Origin of the sequence: Desulfovibrio sp. 1188_IL3213 (genome assembly GCF_036763145.1) — a bacterium.
Lineage (GTDB): Bacteria > Desulfobacterota > Desulfovibrionia > Desulfovibrionales > Desulfovibrionaceae > Desulfovibrio.
In genome coordinates, this window is record NZ_JBAIYR010000698.1 from 1 (window position 1) to 755 (window position 755).

General features: G+C 62.5%; 1 protein-coding gene. It reads left to right on the forward strand.

Annotation, left to right across the window (positions count from 1 at the left end; translation table 11 throughout):
• Positions 1-215: 215 nt before the first annotated feature.
• A partial coding sequence (gene ytpR / locus V6C16_RS14625; RefSeq protein WP_442886251.1) for a YtpR family tRNA-binding protein occupies positions 216-755 on the forward strand: 540 nt, incomplete at its 3' end.

Sequence of the window (755 nt, forward strand, 5' to 3'; positions counted from 1 at the left end):
CAGAACTGCGCCCCGGAGCTTACGGGCACAGACCCATGCAGGAGCATGACCGCCCCCTTCCGGACCCCGGAAAGAGCGATGACGCCCCGGCCTGGAATTTCAACTGAGGCTGCGGCGCGTGGGCTGCCCATAATCGCGGCCCAGGTTTGCAATGAACACCACTACCTATGACGCCCAACGCGGCGGCCCAAGGCCCCGCGCAAACAGGACATGCTATGCTGCTCTCACTTTCATGGCTGCGTGAATTTACGCCTTACGAAGGCACGGCTGAAGCTCTGGGCGACCGCCTGACCATGCTCGGCCTGGAACTGGAAGACATCCGCCGTCCCTTTGACGCCATCGACTCCATTGTGGTGGGGCTGGTGGTCGTCTGCGAAGACCATCCACAGTCCGATCATCTGCATGTCTGCAAGGTAGACGCAGGCCAGGGCGAACTGCTGGACATCGTCTGCGGCGCGCCCAACGTGGCCGAAGGCCAAAAAGTGCCCGTGGCCCTTGTGGGCACAACCATGCCCGACGGTATGGTCATAAAAAAAGCCAAACTGCGCGGCGCGCCGTCATTCGGCATGATCTGCTCCGAGCGCGAGCTTGGCCTGACCGAAGACCACGCCGGCATCATGGTGCTGCCCCACAGCTTTGAAGTGGGCAAACCGCTGGTTGACCAGCTTGTGCTTGACCGCGAAGTGCTGGACATTTCCGTCACGCCCAACAGGGCGGACTGCCTTTCCGTGCTGGGGCTGGCCCGCGAAACCGCG